Source organism: Streptomyces paludis, assembly GCF_003344965.1.
Taxonomy (GTDB): domain Bacteria; phylum Actinomycetota; class Actinomycetes; order Streptomycetales; family Streptomycetaceae; genus Streptomyces; species Streptomyces paludis.
This window is the reverse complement of the sequence record NZ_CP031194.1, coordinates 3,170,695-3,186,024: the sequence shown is the minus strand read 5'-3', so window position 1 is coordinate 3,186,024 and position 15,330 is coordinate 3,170,695. Positions and strand designations below refer to the sequence as shown.

General features: G+C 70.6%; 13 protein-coding genes. 4 read left to right on the top strand and 9 right to left on the bottom strand.

Annotated features, from left to right (window positions below):
* Positions 1-31: 31 nt before the first annotated feature.
* Both DVK44_RS13995 and DVK44_RS13990 read left to right on the top strand, forming a co-directional pair.
* Positions 32-736 carry an NUDIX hydrolase gene (locus tag DVK44_RS13995; protein ID WP_114659981.1) on the top strand — a complete coding sequence of 235 codons (705 nt, stop codon included), beginning with the start codon at positions 32-34 and terminating at the stop codon, positions 734-736.
* A gap of 127 nt (positions 737-863) precedes the next feature.
* Positions 864-2,063, top strand: coding sequence for a MarP family serine protease (locus DVK44_RS13990; RefSeq protein ID WP_114659980.1), 1,200 nt, complete (start codon positions 864-866; stop codon positions 2,061-2,063).
* A gap of 54 nt (positions 2,064-2,117) precedes the next feature.
* Here DVK44_RS13990 and DVK44_RS36725 read toward each other — a convergent pair whose 3' ends face one another.
* From DVK44_RS36725 to DVK44_RS13965, 6 genes are all read right to left on the bottom strand, one after another.
* Positions 2,118-2,294 carry a hypothetical protein gene (locus tag DVK44_RS36725; RefSeq protein WP_181957456.1) on the bottom strand — a complete coding sequence of 59 codons (177 nt, stop codon included), beginning with the start codon at positions 2,292-2,294 and terminating at the stop codon, positions 2,118-2,120.
* 217 nt (positions 2,295-2,511) lie between these two features.
* Complete coding sequence (locus tag DVK44_RS13985; RefSeq protein WP_228447133.1) at positions 2,512-3,480, bottom strand: alpha/beta fold hydrolase; 969 nt, start codon at positions 3,478-3,480, stop codon at positions 2,512-2,514.
* The gene (locus tag DVK44_RS13980) at positions 3,477-3,971 is read right to left on the bottom strand and encodes a phage holin family protein (RefSeq protein ID WP_114659979.1); all 495 of its coding nucleotides are present in this window, start codon (positions 3,969-3,971) and stop codon (positions 3,477-3,479) included. Before DVK44_RS13980 ends, DVK44_RS13985 begins: the two co-directional genes overlap by 4 nt.
* A 71-nt stretch (positions 3,972-4,042) precedes the next feature.
* Entirely contained in the window at positions 4,043-5,473 is a 1,431-nt protein-coding gene (gene nhaA / locus DVK44_RS13975; RefSeq protein ID WP_114659978.1) for a Na+/H+ antiporter NhaA, read from the bottom strand.
* 227 nt (positions 5,474-5,700) lie between these two features.
* Positions 5,701-7,656: an acetate--CoA ligase gene (gene acs / locus DVK44_RS13970; protein ID WP_114659977.1), complete on the bottom strand. Its 1,956-nt coding sequence runs from the start codon at positions 7,654-7,656 to the stop codon at positions 5,701-5,703.
* Between the two features lie 188 nt (positions 7,657-7,844).
* The gene (locus tag DVK44_RS13965) at positions 7,845-10,439 is read right to left on the bottom strand and encodes a bifunctional SulP family inorganic anion transporter/carbonic anhydrase (RefSeq protein WP_114659976.1); all 2,595 of its coding nucleotides are present in this window, start codon (positions 10,437-10,439) and stop codon (positions 7,845-7,847) included.
* Between the two features lie 305 nt (positions 10,440-10,744).
* On the opposite strand from DVK44_RS13965, the gene DVK44_RS13960 reads away from it, so the two are divergent.
* A complete protein-coding gene (locus DVK44_RS13960; RefSeq protein ID WP_114659975.1) occupies positions 10,745-12,001 on the top strand; it encodes a polysaccharide deacetylase family protein in 1,257 nt (418 codons plus the stop codon).
* 61 nt (positions 12,002-12,062) lie between these two features.
* Here the strand turns inward: DVK44_RS13960 and DVK44_RS13955 are convergent, their stop codons facing one another.
* Positions 12,063-13,049, bottom strand: coding sequence for an ATP-binding protein (locus tag DVK44_RS13955; RefSeq protein ID WP_114659974.1), 987 nt, complete (start codon positions 13,047-13,049; stop codon positions 12,063-12,065).
* Between the two features lie 102 nt (positions 13,050-13,151).
* Between DVK44_RS13955 and DVK44_RS13950 the strand changes: the two genes are divergently transcribed.
* A complete protein-coding gene (locus DVK44_RS13950; protein ID WP_114659973.1) occupies positions 13,152-14,033 on the top strand; it encodes a Fic family protein in 882 nt (293 codons plus the stop codon).
* Here the strand turns inward: DVK44_RS13950 and DVK44_RS13945 are convergent.
* Together DVK44_RS13945 and DVK44_RS13940 are read right to left on the bottom strand one after the other, a co-directional pair.
* Positions 14,015-14,239: a hypothetical protein gene (locus DVK44_RS13945; RefSeq protein ID WP_114659972.1), complete on the bottom strand. Its 225-nt coding sequence runs from the start codon at positions 14,237-14,239 to the stop codon at positions 14,015-14,017. The two genes, DVK44_RS13950 and DVK44_RS13945, sit on opposite strands and share 19 nt — an antisense overlap.
* Before the next feature lie 177 nt (positions 14,240-14,416).
* The gene (locus tag DVK44_RS13940; RefSeq protein WP_114659971.1) at positions 14,417-15,265 is read right to left on the bottom strand and encodes an HAD family hydrolase; all 849 of its coding nucleotides are present in this window, start codon (positions 15,263-15,265) and stop codon (positions 14,417-14,419) included.
* Between the last annotated feature and the right edge of the window lie 65 nt (positions 15,266-15,330).

Here is a 15,330-nt window from a genome sequence, read left to right as displayed (position 1 = left end):
ACGGCAGGCGTTGTTACGACGGGGGTTGCCCATGACGCACGCTGAAGAGACCTACGGTGGTCCGATGACCGGGATCACCGTCACCACCGACGGGCTGCCGGACTGGCTCGCGCCCGTCGTCCGGGCGGCCGAGACGGTCGCGCCGGAGCAGCTCAGCCGCTTCCTGCCGCCCGCGAGCGGTCACGGACGCCAGTCCGCCGTGCTCATCCTCTTCGGCGAGAGCGGCGGAGGGCCCGAGCTGCTGCTCATGGAGCGGGCGGGCAGTCTGCGCTCGCATCCGGGACAGCCCGCCTTTCCCGGCGGCGCCCTCGACCCCGAGGACGGCGACCCGGCGACCACGGGCCCGCTGCGGGCCGCGCTGCGGGAGGCCGAGGAGGAGACCGGACTCGATCCGTCCGGCGTCCAGCTCTTCGGTGTGCTGCCCCGCCTCTACATCCCGGTGAGCGGCTTCGTGGTGACGCCCGTCCTCGGCTGGTGGCACCGCCCCACACCGGTCGACGCCGTGGATCCCGCCGAGACCGCCCGTGTCTTCACCGTCCCCGTGGCGGATCTCACGGACCCGGCCAACCGGGCGACGGCCCGCCACCCCAGCGGCCACCAGGGCCCGGCGTTTCTGGTCGAGTCCGCCCTGGTCTGGGGATTCACGGCCGGGGTCATCGACCGCATCCTGCACTTCGCGGGCTGGGAACGGCCGTGGGACTCCTCCCGGCTGGTTCCGCTGGACTGGCGCGCCTGACAGGTGCGCGTGACAGGCTGACCCACGTGCTGTGCCCCTGGCGGCCACCCGGCCGCCGCCACCCCTCCCGGGGGACCGGAGCCCGGGGGACCGGAGACGTATCTGCGAGCAAGCGAGGCTACTGACGGTGAACGTGCTGGACATCCTGCTGCTGCTCGCCGCCGTCTGGTTCGCCGTCATCGGATACCGCCAGGGCTTTGTCGTCGGCGTCCTCTCGGTGATCGGCTTCCTCGGCGGCGGTCTCGTCGCCGTCTACCTCCTTCCGGTGGTGTGGGCGAAGCTCACCTCGGACGCCGAGGTCTCCACCACCGCCGCGGTCATCGCGGTCGTCATAGTGATCGTCTGCGCCTCCGTGGGCCAGGCGTTCACCACCCACCTCGGCAACCGGCTCCGCAACCACATCACCTGGCAGCCCGCCCGCGCGCTCGACGCGGGCGGCGGCGCGCTGGTCAATGTCGTGGCCATGCTGCTGGTCGCGTGGCTGATCGGCTCCGCCCTCGCGGGCACCTCGCTGCCGACGCTCGGCAAGGAGGTCCGCGGCTCGAAGGTGATGCGCGAGATCTCCGAGGTGATGCCGTCCGACGCGTCGACCTGGTTCACGGACTTCTCCTCCGTCCTCGCGCAGAACGGCTTCCCCCAGGTCTTCAACCCGTTCGTCAACGAGAACATCCCCGACGTCAGGCCGCCCGACCCGGCGCTCGCGGGCAGCGGCGTGGCGGCCCGCGCCAAGAGTTCCATCGTCAAGGTCGTCGGTACGGCGCCCAGCTGCGGCAAGGTCCTCGAAGGCTCCGGCTTCGTCTTCGCCGACGGCCGTGTGATGACCAACGCGCACGTGGTCGGTGGCGTGGAGGAGCCCACGGTCCAGATAGGCGGCGAGGGCAGGCTCTACGACGCGAAGGTCGTCCTCTACGACTGGCGGCGCGACATCGCCGTACTGGACGTTCCCGACCTGCCGGCGAAGCCGCTCCGCTTCAGCGACCGGGAAGCGAAGATCAACGACGGCGCGATCGTCGCGGGCTTCCCGGAGAACGGCGCGTACGACGTGCGCTCCGCGCGCGTCCGCGGCCGTATCGAGGCCAACGGGCCGGACATCTACCGCCGCGGCGAGGTGCGCCGAGGCGTCTACTCGCTTTACGCGACCGTACGCCAGGGCAACTCCGGCGGTCCGCTCCTCACCCCCACGGGCGAGGTCTACGGGGTCATCTTCGCCAGGTCGCTCGACGACGAGCAGACCGGCTACGCCCTGACGGTCGATGAGATCAGCGAGGACATCACGCTCGGCCGGACCGCCAACCAGCAGGTCGACACGCAGGCGTGCGCCCTGTAGCGGCGGCAGCGGGCTGGAGCGGTGACGCGAGGGGCGGGACTTCTCCCACCCGTCCTAGCCGCGTTGGTGGCGCAGCCGGGCCGAGACCCAGCGGGCCCTGCGGCGCAGGATGCGGGGAATACCGAGCCGGGGATCATGGCCCCCTTCGGGGCCGCCCCTTCTGCGGGTGATCGGCACAGCGGCCGAGCGGCGGTTGCGTGCGGCGTCACCGTAGTCGTGCATCCAGCCCATACCGCGAATTTTGCCCGTGCCCCATGGTCGGTAACCGCCCGAGAGAGGGCCAATTGGCCTATGCGCGCGGCAATTGGCTGTTCGTAGGACAAGCGTTCAAAGGGTGAGATGCCGGGTCGTCAGGGCGGTCAGGGACCCCATCACGACGGCACGGGCCGTCAGCCGACGTCAGCCTTCAACGATCAGCGGTCAGTCTTCAACGATCAGCGGTCAGTCTTCAACGGTCCGGCTCGGGGTCCTTGAGCCAGTTGATCAGCTCCGAGGAGAACGCCGCCGGATCCTCCTCGTGCGGGAAGTGCCCGAGTCCGTCGAACAGCCGCCAGCGGTAGGGCGCTTCCACGTACTCCGCCGATCCCGCCGTGGAGCGCGTCCGCATCGCCGGATCGAGTGAGCCGTGCAGTTGCAGCGTCGGCACCCGCACCGGGCGCTTCATCCGCCGGTTGAACTGGATGCCGTCGGGCCGGGCCATCGACCGCACCATCCACCGGTACGGCTCGATCGAGCAGTGCGCCGTGGACGGGATGGCCATCGCACGCCGGTAGACCTCGATCGCCGCGTCGTCCGGCGGCCTCGGCCCCGACCACTCCCGGATCAGCCGCCCCACCAGCGCCGCGTCGTCCGCGACGAGCTGACGCTCCGGCAGCCAGGGCCGCTGGAACCCCCAGATGTACGAGCCGGCCCGGCTCTGCGAGAAGTCGGAGAGCATCGCCGAGCGCCAGCGGCGCGGATGTGGCATCGAGGACACCGCGAGCCTGCGCACCAGCTTCGGCCGCATCACCGCCGCGGTCCAGGCGAGATATCCGCCGAGGTCATGGCCGACCAGCGCGGCGTCCGGCTCACCGAGCGAGCGCACCACCCCGGTGATGTCGAGGGCCAGATTGGCCGGGTCGTAACCCCTGGGCGTACGGTCACTGCCGCCCACGCCCCGCAGATCCATGGCCACCGCGCGATAACCGGCCTCCGCCAGCGCCGGCAGCTGATGGCGCCAGGTCCACCAGAACTGCGGGAAGCCGTGCAGCAGCAGTACCAGCGGCCCTTCGCCCATTTCGGCGATATGGAAACGCGCGCCGTTGGCCGCCACGTCCCGATGTGACCAGGGGCCGTCGAGACGTACGGCGGAGGCGACGGGGTGCGGGCCGGGCCCGGGGCCGGGGTCGAAGCCGGGGCCGGGAGGGGGAGCGGTCATACAGTCGAGCGTGTCACAGACTTCAGGCTTTCCCCCGTCTCGCGCGGGTGGGGCTTCACGTTCTGGAGAATGGCCGCCGTCTCCTTGGCCGAGGCGATGGACTTCTCCGGCGGCTTCACCTTCTTGAACTTCCTGAGCGCGAGCAGGATCAGCACCCCGGCCAGCAGCAGGAACGCCACCCCCACGATCAGGAACGACCAGGCGAGCCCGAGGCCCAGATTGTGGATGCCGTACGCCGCCGCGAAGCTCAGCACCGGCAGCGAGAACAGGGCGAACACCCCCGCGATAACGGCGGCGGCGCTGCCCATGATGCCGCGCTTGACGTCCTGCCGGACCTCCGCCTTGGCGAGGGCGATCTCGTCGTGCACCAGCGCGGACATCTCGGCGGTCGCCGCGGCGACCAACTGGCCGATACTCCGGTCGGCGTTGCCCACTCCGACAATGGTGCCGGTCCGGACAGCGTCGGCGGTCTGCGTGCCGGTGTCGCTCATCGGTGACTCCCTCTTCCGTCGCGGATTTCGCGGCCTTCGCGGACTTCGCGGCTACGGACTCGTTGTGCCGATCATGCCGGACCGCCGCCGTCCGCGCGCGTTGCCCCCGCGTGTTCGGCGGCCAGTCTGCGGTGTTCGGCGGCCTTCGCCTCGTACAGCTCGGCCATGCGCAGGTGGTACTCCGGATCGTCCTGCTCGTAGACGTCGGGGACACCGTCCCGATCCTCGTCGCGTTCCTCCTCCTCGTACAGGGCCCGGTACGTACGGACGCGGAGCTTCAGCAGGACGCCGGAGAAGACGGCGGCGATCACCGAGCCCGTCAGCACCGCGGCCTTCACCTCGTCGGCGAGCCCCTGGTCCGTCGCGAACGCCAGCTCGCCGATGAGGAGCGAGACGGTGAAACCGATGCCGGCGAGCGCGGCGACCGCGAAGACGTCCGGCCAGGCGAGATCCTCGTTCAGCTCGGCCCGGGTGAAGCGCGCGGCCAGCCAGGTGCCGCCGAAGATGCCGACCGTCTTGCCCACCACCAGGCCCAGGACCACCCCGAGGGTCTCCGGCCGGGTGAAGACCGTACCGAGGGCGCCGCCGGAGACCGAGACACCCGCGGAGAAGAGGGCGAACAGCGGCACGGCCAGCCCCGCCGAGAGCGGGCGCACCAGATGCTCGATGTGCTCGCCGGGGGACCGCTCCTCGCCCTCGTTCCTGGTGCAGCGCAGCATCAGCCCCATCGCGACACCGGCGATGGTGGCGTGGATCCCGCTGTTGTACATCAGCCCCCAGATGACCAGGGCCAGCGGGACGTATACGTACCAGCCGCGCACCCCCTTGCTCAGCAGCAGTCGGAAGACGGCGAGCCCGGCCACGGCGCCGCCCAGCGCCGGGAAGTTCAGATCGCCGGTGAAGAAGACCGCGATGATCAGGATGGCGAAGAGGTCGTCGACGACGGCGAGGGTCAGCAGGAACGCGCGCAGGGCGGACGGCAGCGACGTACCCAGGACGGCGAGGACGGCGAGCGCGAAGGCGATGTCCGTCGCCACGGGCACGGCCCAGCCGTCCAGCGACCCGCCGCCGACCGTGTTGACCAGCACGTACACCAGGGCCGGTACGGCCATCCCGGAGAGCGCGGCGATAACGGGCAGCGCGGCGGCCTTGGGATCGCGCAGCTCCCCGGCGACCAGCTCCCGCTTCAGCTCGATCCCCGCGACGAAGAAGAAGACGGCGAGCAGCCCGTCGGCGGCCCAGTGCTGTACGGAGAGATCGAGGCCGAGCGCGGCGGGGCCGATGTGGAAGTCGCGTACGGACGCGTAGCCGCCGCTCAGCGGGGTGTTCGCCCAGAGCAGCGCGACGACGGCGGCGACCAGCAGCAGCATTCCGCCGACGGTCTCGGTGCGCAGCGCGTCGGTGAGGTAGTTCCGCTCGGGGAGGGAGAGCCGCCCGAGGAACGTACGGCGCGGGGGGACGGGGTTCGGACGGGGGTCCGGGGTGGGGGTGGGCGCGGGCACGGGAACGACTCCGGTTCTTCGGCGGGCATGACGAACTACCTGCCGACCAGACTTCCCGGCGCACCTGGAAAAGCGTGTTCTGTTGTTGACGCGTCGCCCACACTACCCGGACGGGCGGGGGAGGGGGAGGGGCGCGGGGAGGAGCGCGGTCCTGCCGCACCTGCCCGCCCGCCCCGCCGCCTCGCCCCCCGGCCCGCCCGCCCGTCCGCCCGAGCCGGGCAGCAGGCTCAGTCCTCGCTGGCCGCGCTGGGCAGCTGAGTCTGGATCAGGTCCATGACGGACGAGTCCGTGAGCGTGGTGACATCCCCCAGCTGCCGGTTCTCGGCGACGTCCCGCAGCAGCCGGCGCATGATCTTGCCGGAGCGGGTCTTGGGCAGCTCCGCGACCGGCAGGACCCGTTTGGGCTTGGCGATCGGGCCGAGCGTGGTCCCGACATGGTTGCGCAGCTCGGCCACCAGACCGTCGTCGACGCTGGCAGTACCGCGCAGGATGACGAACGCGACGATGGCCTGCCCGGTCGTCGGGTCGTTGGCGCCGACGACGGCGGCCTCGGCGACCTTGGGGTGGGAGACGAGCGCGGACTCCACCTCGGTGGTGGAGATGTTGTGGCCGGAGACGAGCATGACGTCGTCGACCCGGCCGAGCAGCCAGATATCGCCGTCGTCGTCCTTCTTGGCGCCGTCCCCGGCGAAGTACTGGCCCTCGAAGCGCGACCAGTAGGTGTCGAGGAACCGCTGGTCGTCGCCCCAGATGGTGCGCAGCATGGACGGCCAGGGCTCGGTGAGGACGAGGTAACCGCCACCGCCGTTGGGCACCTCGCGGGCCTCGTCGTCCACGACGGTCGCGGAGATGCCGGGCAGGGCCCGCTGGGCGGAGCCCGGCTTGGTCTCGGTCACACCGGGCAGCGGGGCGATCATCATGGCGCCGGTCTCGGTCTGCCACCAGGTGTCCACGATCGGCGTCCGGCCGGCGCCGATGTGCTCCCGGTACCAGATCCACGCCTCGGGGTTGATCGGCTCGCCGACCGAGCCCAGCACCCGCAGGGAGGAGAGATCGAACTTCGCGGGGATGTCGTCGCCCCACTTCATGAACGTACGGATCGCCGTCGGCGCGGTGTAGAGGATCGTCACCCCGTACTTCTGCACGATCTCCCAGAAGCGCCCCTGGTGCGGGGTGTCGGGGGTGCCCTCGTACATCACCTGGGTCGCGCCGTTGGCCAGCGGGCCGTAGACGATGTACGAGTGGCCGGTCACCCAGCCGATGTCGGCCGTACACCAGTACACGTCCGTCTCGGGCTTGAGGTCGAAGACGGCGTGGTGGGTGTAGGCGGCCTGGGTGAGATAACCGCCCGAGGTGTGCAGGATGCCCTTCGGCTTCCCGGTGGTCCCCGAGGTGTAGAGGATGAAGAGCGGGTGCTCGGCGCCGAACGGCTGCGGGGTGTGCTCGGCGGACTGCCGGGCGACGATGTCGTGCCACCACACGTCCCGGGAATCGTCGAACGCGGTGTCCTGGCCCGTCCGGCGCACCACGAGAACATGCTCGACCTGCGGGCACTTGGCGACCGCCGCGTCGATGGCCGGCTTGAGCGCGGCGGGCTTCCCGCGCCGGTACCCGCCGTCGGCGGTGATGACCAGCCGGGCGTCGGCGTCCTGGATACGGGAGGCGACGGCGTCGGCGGAGAAGCCGCCGAAGACGACGGAGTGCGCGGCCCCGATCCGCGCGCAGGCCAGCATGGCGATCGCGGCCTCGGGGATCATCGGCAGATAGACGGCGACACGGTCCCCCGCGCGGACCCCCAGCTCGGTGAGCGCGTTGGCGGCCCGCGACACCTCGTCCTTCAGCTCCGCGTAGGTGAGGGCACGGCTGTCCCCCGGCTCACCCTCGAAGTGGATCGCGACGCGGTCCCCGTTGCCCGCCTCCACATGCCGGTCGACGCAGTTGTAGGCGACGTTCAGCTCGCCGTCCGCGAACCACTTCGCGAAGGGCGGGTTCGACCAGTCCAGCGTCTCGGTCGGCTCGGTGCTCCAGGTGAGCCGCTTCGCCTGCTCGGCCCAGAAGCCAAGCCTGTCCTCCGCGGCCCGCTCGTACGCGTCCGCCGTGACATTGGCGTGCGCGGCCAGCTCGGCCGGCGGTGCGAATCGCCGCTCTTCCTTGAGCAGGTTGGCCAGGCTCTCGTTGCTCACGAGTTCTCCCTTCCCAGGGTGTCCTAGGTGTCCCGGGTCAGCTCATCAGTCGGGCGCCCGGGTGACAAGGGGCGCATCCGGGGAATTGGTGTAGACCTGTGTGGGACCCCTCCCTCCCGGAGCGGACGGAAAGAAGGGGCCACACACTCTCACGGATGCGGTACGGGAGAGGTTCAGACCGGCCGGGGTCAGACGCGTGACTCCTCGAAGGCGGTCGGCGCGACCCGGTTGAACACCTCCTCGTCCCCGCCCACGCCGCTGCCGACGGTCCCCACGCCGTCCGCCAGCAGATACGCCTGGGCCTCGCCCACATGGAAGTACATGCCGTGCAGCTCCAGCGTGCCCTCGGCCAGCCGGCGCGCGACCGCCTCGTGGGCCCGGAGGTGGTCCAGCTGCTGCACCACATTGGTCAGACAGAGCTGCTCGACGGCGTCGGCGGGCAGCCGCCCGGAGATCCTGGCCCAGGAGTGGTGACGGCTCCTCATGCGCTCCAGGCTGGGCTGTCCGTGGCGCAGCCAGCGTCGCAGTGGGGTACGGGGGGCCTCGCCGTCCTCGGGTGTGTTCAGCAGGGCCTGCATCGCGCCGCATCCCGAGTGGCCGCAGACGGTGATGGACGCGACCCGCAGGACGTCCACGGCGTACTCGATCGCCGCGGCCACCGAGTCGTCCGCGCCGGCCGGTTCGGGCAGCGGAACCAGATTGCCCACGTTCCGCACGGTGAAGAGGTCGCCCGGACCGCTGGACGTGATCATGCTCGTCACCAGCCGGGAGTCCGCGCAGGTGAGGAAGAGCTGCGAGGGGCGCTGGCCCTCGCGGGCCAGCCGCGCCAGCTCGCCGCGGACGAAGGGGGCCGTATGGCGCTGGAAGGAGCTGAGCCCGCTGGCGAGTTGCCGGCCGCCCGGTGAGCGGAGCGCACCGCCGGCTCCGCCACCACCACCGGCCGGGCGGCCCGCCGCCGGCGCTCGTGCCCCCGTAACGGCGCTCCCGCCGACAGCGGCTCCGGCGTCCGCGCGGGCAGCCGTGCCCGGGGGCGCGTCGGCTCGCGGTCCCGCGACCGCGGGCGGGGTGGTGCCTGTGTCCGCTGTGTCCGTGGCTACGGGTCCGGGCTTCTGCCCCGGGCCGGGGGGCTCGGCGCCGGCGGTGATGGCGGAGGCGCCGGCCAGGGGCTGGTCCGCGTCCGTATGCGCGCCGCAGTGGTGATTGCGCCAGGGTGTCCAGGGCCGGCAACAGGCGTGGGCCTCGGCGGCGACCGGTTCGGTGATACGGCGGCCGGCCCGGCCGGTGAACTCGGCCGTACCGCCCTGTGCGACATGCGCGGTCCGCCAGTCGTGCAGCGCCTCGTGCGCCGCGTGGTCCATGAAGGACCCGTCCAGCTCCACCACACTGGCCGCGCCGCGCGGCACCTGGTGCAGCAGCCGGCTGAGCCTGGGCACGGCGAGGAACGTCAACTGCCCCCGGGCGCGGACATGATGCACCCCTTCCTTCTCCTCCAGGGTGATCCGCGTCCTGGTCAGCCGGTGCAGCGACACCGCGACCGCCACGGCGATCCCGATCAGCACGCCCTCCAGTACGCCGGTGAGCACGACGGCGGTCAGCGTCACCGCGTACACCAGCAGCTCGCGGTTCCGCCGGACGCTGCGCACATGGGTGAGGTTCACCATCTGGACGCCGACCACCATCACCAGCGCGGCCAGCGCCGCCAGGGGGATCAGATCGAGGACGGGCACCAGCAGCAGCGCCGCGATCGCGATCCACAGGCCGTGCAGCATCGTCGAGTTCCGGCTGACGCCTCCCGCCGCGACATTGGCGGCGCTGCGTACGGCGACGCCGGTGATGGGCAGTCCGCCGAGCGCGCCGGAGACGACATTGCCCGCGCCCTGTCCGGCCAGCTCCCGGTCGAGCCGGGCGCGCGGGATCCGGACGCTGTCCTTGCGCGCGGCCGTCAGTTTGTCGACGGCGACGGCCGACAGCAGCGATTCGACACTGGCGACCAGGGTGACGGTCAGTACGGCGGCGAGGAGTCCGAGCACCGGTCCCTCGGGCAGCTCGGGCAGGGCATGGCTGCTCCAGGAGGGCAGGTCGACGCGTTCGAGACGGATTCCGGCGAGGGCGGCCGCCGCCGTCGCGAGCGCCACGGCGGCGAGGGCCGCCGGCAGCCTGCGGACGATCCGGCCCGCCCGGCCGGGAATCCGCGGCCACAGCAGCAGCACCGCCACGGTCAGGGCGCTGACCGAGAGCGCGCCCGGATGCGGGTTGGCCAACTGGGCGGGCAGCCCTCGTACGTTGGCGACGGCGGAGCTTTGCGGCGTACCGCCGAGGACGATATGGAGCTGGGCGAGGGCGATCGTGGCGCCGATGCCGGCGAGCATGCCGTGCACGATCGCCGGGCTGACGGCGAGCGCCGAGCGGGCCACCCGGAGCGCGGCGAGGCCCAGTTGGGCCAGGCCCGCGCAGATGGTGATGGCGCAGGTGGTGCGCCAGCCGTACCGCTGGATCAGATCGGCCGTGACCACGGTGAGTCCGGCGGCCGGGCCGCTTACCTGGAGCGGGGCCCCGCCCAGCCGGCCCACCACCAGACCGCCGACCGCGGCCGCCACCAGACCCGCCTGAAGCGGCGCGCCGGTGGCGAGCGCGATGCCCAGCGAGAGCGGCAGGGCGATCAGGAAGACGCAGACGGACGCGGACAGGTCGGCCCCGGCGATCCGGAACCTGCGGCCACCGGGCGGTGGTCCGGGGGGTTTGTGGACGGTGGGAGTGGTGCGAGTGGGGACATCAGCAGTCATGGTTCCCGTCTCCTCCGGGGCAGCGCGGTCGCGGAACGCGGGTCGCGGCCGTGGGTCACGGCGTGCAGTGGCGGGATGCGGTATCTCAACTCTCAGTAAATGGATCGTAATGCAGAGTAAAGAATGAGACATGACTTTTGGGGCAAATAGGGCAATGATTCACCCAGAGTGGTGATTGGTCACTTTGGTCGGCTTGTCGTTTATTCATATCTTCATCCCTCATGCGAGGTTGTCGGCGCTCGGCGCCGTGCCGGCAGTCGCCGCGCGGCACTTCCGTACGAAACCTGAGGGAAGAGGGTGGGCGGATGCTGGCCGCCACAAAGAGAGTCGCCTTCGGTGCCGCCGTCATGGCGCTCGCCGTCGGTCTCGCCGGATGCTCCGGATCCGGTGGGTCCGAAGCCGACGAGGGGGGCACGAAGGGTGCCCCTGGCGCCAAGAAGGCCCCGGGCCCGGAGAACGCGGTGCGGCTCATCGGCGACGGCTCGACCGCGTTCACCGGGGCCCAGCCCAACATCACCCCGCCGCAGCGCCTGAAGCCGGGGGAGAAGCCGCCGCAGTTCGTGGTGTTCTCCTGGGACGGCGCCGGTGAGGACAGCCAGAAGCTCTTCTCCCACTTCCGGCAGGTGGCCAAGAAGTACGACGCGAAGATGACGTACTTCCTGAGCGCCGTCTATCTGCTCCCCGAGGAGAAGGCCAGGCTGTACGACCCGCCGAAGCACGACATCGGCACCTCGGACATCGGCTTCGGCGATACCCAGGGGATCAAGGACACCCTGCGCGAGCTGCGCGCGGCCTGGCACGAGGGCAGCGAGATCGGGACCCACTTCAACGGGCACTTCTGCGGCAAGGAGGGCGGTGTCGGCACCTGGTCCGTCGAGGAGTGGAAGAGCGAGATCAACCAGGCCAAGTCCTTTGTGGAGAACTGGAAGACCAACGCCGACCTGCCCGACGAGGCGCCGCTGCCCTTCGACTACGCCAAGGAGGTCGTCGGCGGCCGTACGCCCTGTCTGGAAGGGCAGAAGAACATGATGGCGGCGGCCCGGACGATGGGCTTCCGCTACGACTCCAGCGGTATCGGCAACCAGATCTGGCCGAAGAAGACCGACGGCCTGTGGGACCTGCCGCTCCAGCTCGTCCCCGTGCCGGGCCGGGAGTTCGAGACGCTCTCGATGGACTACAACTTCATGTACAACCAGTCCGGAACGACCAGCGGCGACCCGGACGAGCACGAGTACTGGGGCAATCAGATGCGGGACGGCCTGCTCCAGGCGTTCGACCGCGCCTACGAGGGGAACCGCGCGCCGCTGATCATCGGCAACCACTTCGAGTCATGGAACGGCGGTACGTACATGCGCGCCGTCGAGGACACGATCAAGACGGTCTGTGTGCAGCGGGACGTCCAGTGCGTGACCTTCCGTCAACTCGCCGACTGGCTCGACGCGCAGGACCCGGCGACGCTGGAGAAGCTGCGCGGTCTGAAGGTCGGCGAGGCGCCCCGGGCCGGCTGGCCGGCCTTCACCGCCACGGACACGGCCCCGGCGGACCGTACCGAAAAGCACTGACTGTGCGAAAAGCGCTGACCACCCGGAAGGCGCCGGGGCGCCGTCCGGGCTCCGGGCCCTGTCAGGAGGGCTGAGGTACGGCGAGTGCCTCGCTGAGCACGAAGGCGGGATCGACCTGGGCGGCCAGATCGATACCCGTCTTCGCGTTGCCCCAGCTCTCGGCGTTCCTGAGGTGGAAGTGGACCATCTGACGCGTGTACCGCTCCCAGTCGCGGTGCTCGTACGAGTCCTCGGCGGCGTCCTGGAGGGTCTGGAGCGCGCAGCGGTTGTCCGCCTCCAGCAGCTCGAAGCGGTTGGGGCGGCCCTTCTCCATGGCGCGGACCCAGTCGGAGTGGCCCACGGTCACCAGCAGGTCGTCGCCCACCTCGTCACGGAGGAAGTCCAGGTCGTCCCGGCCCTGCACCTTGTTTCCGACGACCTTGAGCGCGACGCCGTAATCCCGCGCGTACTCCTTGTACTGACGGTAGACGGACACCCCCTTGCGGGTCGGCTCGGCGACCAGGAACGTCATGTCGAACCGGGTGAACATCCCCGAGGCGAACGAGTCGGAACCGGCCGTCATATCGACCACCACATACTCGTCGGGCCCGTCCACCAGATGGTTCAGGCAGAGTTCGACCGCGCCGACCTTGGAGTGGTAGCAGGCGACCCCGAGGTCCGACTCGGTGAAGGGGCCCGTGGCCATCAGCCGGATCTCGCCGTCGTCCAGCCGTACGCTCCGGGCGCAGGCCGCGTACACCGGATTGTCCTCGCCGACCCTGAGCAGCCGCGATCCCTCGCCGGGCGGAGTGGTTTTGATCATGGCCTCGGTCGAGGCGATCCGCGGATTGCTGCCCCGCAGATAGTCCTTGATCAGACCGAGGTGCGCGCCCATCGCGGGCAGCGCGGCGGCCTGCGCCTCGTCGAGGCCGAGCGCGGCCCCGAGGTGCTGGTTGATATCGGCGTCCACCGCGACGACGGTGGCCTCGTTGGCGGTCAGATGACGGATGAAGAGCGAGGACAGCGTGGTTTTGCCACTGCCGCCCTTGCCCACGAAAGCGATCTTCATGTTCACGTAGCGTAGTAGCACTCTTGCGGATGGTGATGAACTTCCGTGAGGAAGACCACTCCAAGGTGGGGCATGTGCTCAGGGCGCGTAGCCTCCTTACCTATGAGTACGACAGCCTCTGACGCCTCTTCCGCGCCGCGATCGGCGGACCCCCTGGTCGTGCTGGCCGCTCTTCCGGGGGTGCCGGACGCGGTGGACTCCGTACGCAATGCCGTCGACCGGGTCTACGGGCACCGGGTCATGCGGCGGCGGAGCAACGAGATCACCTCGGAAGCCGCGCTGCGGGCGGCGCGTGGTTCGGCCGCGCTGTCCGGCGCGGACTGGGCGCTCGAAGAGGTACGGCGGCGCACCGACTTCGGCTCCGGCGCCGAGGCGCTTACGGTCGGCGCGGCGCTTCGGCTGAACGCCGAGGCGGGCCAACTGCTGTCCATCTGGGCGCAGTCGCCGGTACGGGTGCTGGCCCGGCTCCATCTGGTGGCGGCGAGCGGTGCGGGGGTGTCCGACGGGACGGTCGGACGGCCCCGGCTGCCCGGCGAGCCGGCCGTGGAGATGCCGGGCGCGCGGGACGCGGGGTCGGCGGGGGCCGGGGCGCCGCTGCCCGGGGCCGACGAGGTCGCGGGGCGGCTGGACGGGCTGGCGCGGCTGGTGATCGCCACGAGCGCCGCGCCCGCGCTGGTGACGGCCGCGGTGGTGCACGGAGAGCTGCTGGCGCTGCGTCCGTTCGGCTCGTACAACGGTCTGGTCGCGCGGGCGGCCGAGCGGATCGTGCTGATCGCCAGTGGCCTTGACCCCAAGTCCATCTGTCCGGCCGAGGTGGGCCACGCGGAGCTGGGCCGCGCGGCGTACGCGGCGGCCTTTGACGGTTATCTGTCCGGGACCCCGGACGGTATGACGGCATGGATCACGCACTGCGGGCGGGCGATCGAGCTGGGGGTACGGGAGTCGACGGCCGTGTGCGAGGCGCTTCAGCGCGGCGCGGCCTGAGCCGGAGCGGACGCCGAAAGCGACGGGGTAAGGGGCGCCGGAGCGGACAGCGTTGCGGCGACGCCGTACTGGCGCCGCCGCTGCATGTCCACCGGGTTACCAAGCGTCCTCGTGAATTCGCCCATCAGGTCGGGTACTTCGCCCGTCGCCTGGTGCGGCTGGCCCGTAATCGACGGGTCGACGTCGCGTGGGTGCCCGGTTTTCATGTTTCGGTCCGTGGGGCCTGGTGCGTAACAGGTGATCCTCTCGGATGTCCTTGGTCTCGCGGGCCGTTGAATCCTTTGTACTCCTGTGGGCGAGGATGCGGAACCCCTGGCCCCCACTTCTTTACTTTTGCCTTCAAACAAGGGCAAAAAGTGCAGGTGGGGAGGGTGGTGAATCGGTCAGCCGAGAGCGGACTGCCGACGCCGGCTCGCGTACCAGACCAGCCCCGCCGTCGCGGCGGCGGCGCCCACCGCCGCTGCCGCGACCAGGGCGGGGCGGGGTGGCATCGAGAAGGCGGGCAGCCGCTGCTTGAGGCGGACGGGCCGGCTGAACACGAGGATTGGCCAGGCGCGGGCCGTCGCCTCGCGGCGCAGGGCGCGGTCCGGGTTGACCGCGAAGGGGTTGCCGACCGATTCGAGCATGGGGACATCGGTGATGGAGTCGCTGTACGCGAAGCAGCGCGACAGGTCGTACCCCTCGGACGCGGCGAGCGCCCTGACCGCCTCGGCCTTGGTCGGCCCGTACGCGTAGTACTCCACCTCCCCGGTGAAGCAGCCGTCGGCGCCGACGACCATCCGGGTGGCGACGACCCGGTCCGCGCCGAGCAGCTCGCCGATCGGCTCGACGACCTCCGCGCCCGAGGTGGAGACGATCACCACGTCGCGTCCCGCCGTGTGGTGCTCCTCGATGAGGGACGCGGCCTCGTCGTAGATGATCGGGTCGATCAGGTCGTGCAGGGTCTCCGCGACGATCTCCCGGACCTGCTGGACGTTCCAGCCTTTGCAGAGCGCGGAGAGGTACTCCCGCATACGCTCCATCTGGTCGTGATCGGCGCCTCCGGCGAGGAAGACGAACTGTGCATATGCGGTGCGCAACACGGCGCGGCGGTTGATCAGACCGCCTTGGTAGAAGGACTTACTGAAGGTCAGCGTCGATGACTTCGCAATGACCGTCTTGTCCAGGTCGAAGAAGGCTGCTGTGCGCGGCAAGGAGTGGTTTTCCACGGGTCGAGCATATGCGCCCACCATTCGGCGTAAGGTATGGCGCGTGGGTTTGCCTGAGAAGGCTCTCGGGTACACCATGGAAGTCACGG

Coding starts and splice junctions, on each gene's coding strand:
- DVK44_RS13995 (WP_114659981.1), top strand. CDS start 32: ATGACGCACGCTGAAGAGACCTACGGTGGTCCGATGACCGGGATCACC.
- DVK44_RS36725 (WP_181957456.1), bottom strand. CDS start 2,294: ATGGGCTGGATGCACGACTACGGTGACGCCGCACGCAACCGCCGCTCG.
- DVK44_RS13985 (WP_228447133.1), bottom strand. CDS start 3,480: ATGACCGCTCCCCCTCCCGGCCCCGGCTTCGACCCCGGCCCCGGGCCC.
- DVK44_RS13980 (WP_114659979.1), bottom strand. CDS start 3,971: ATGAGCGACACCGGCACGCAGACCGCCGACGCTGTCCGGACCGGCACC.
- DVK44_RS13965 (WP_114659976.1), bottom strand. CDS start 10,439: ATGACTGCTGATGTCCCCACTCGCACCACTCCCACCGTCCACAAACCC.
- DVK44_RS13960 (WP_114659975.1), top strand. CDS start 10,745: ATGCTGGCCGCCACAAAGAGAGTCGCCTTCGGTGCCGCCGTCATGGCG.
- DVK44_RS13955 (WP_114659974.1), bottom strand. CDS start 13,049: ATGAAGATCGCTTTCGTGGGCAAGGGCGGCAGTGGCAAAACCACGCTG.
- DVK44_RS13950 (WP_114659973.1), top strand. CDS start 13,152: ATGAGTACGACAGCCTCTGACGCCTCTTCCGCGCCGCGATCGGCGGAC.
- DVK44_RS13945 (WP_114659972.1), bottom strand. CDS start 14,239: ATGAAAACCGGGCACCCACGCGACGTCGACCCGTCGATTACGGGCCAG.
- DVK44_RS13940 (WP_114659971.1), bottom strand. CDS start 15,265: ATGGTGGGCGCATATGCTCGACCCGTGGAAAACCACTCCTTGCCGCGC.